Source organism: Bacillus cereus group sp. N11, from assembly GCF_016483605.1.
In the GTDB taxonomy this organism is placed as follows: domain Bacteria; phylum Bacillota; class Bacilli; order Bacillales; family Bacillaceae_G; genus Bacillus_A; species Bacillus_A toyonensis.
In genome coordinates this window covers 1-236 of the sequence record NZ_JAEHBN010000107.1, presented here as the reverse complement: position 1 = coordinate 236, position 236 = coordinate 1, and the positions used below count along the sequence as shown (strand labels likewise).

Sequence of the window (236 nt, the reverse complement as noted above, 5' to 3'; positions counted from 1 at the left end):
CACATTTTAACCTACACGATAACACTAGAAAAAACCGGAAATAATCCAGCTACGAATCTCAAATTTTCAGATACTATTCCAGACGGTACCACATTCGTAGAAAATAGTTTTACAATTAACGGAACAGCTATACTTGGTGCCAATCCAAATGTAGGTGTTACTTTGGCTACCCTAGCAGAAAACGCTACTCACCTTATTGCGTAACAAATTCTTATTAACGATCCATTCTCGCAAGA

1 pseudogene is annotated in these 236 nt (G+C 37.3%); it reads left to right on the top strand.

The features are described 5' to 3' along the window. Positions 1 to 201: pseudogene (locus tag JDS98_RS29885) on the top strand (DUF11 domain-containing protein); the annotation flags it as partial. Between the last annotated feature and the right edge of the window lie 35 nt (positions 202 to 236).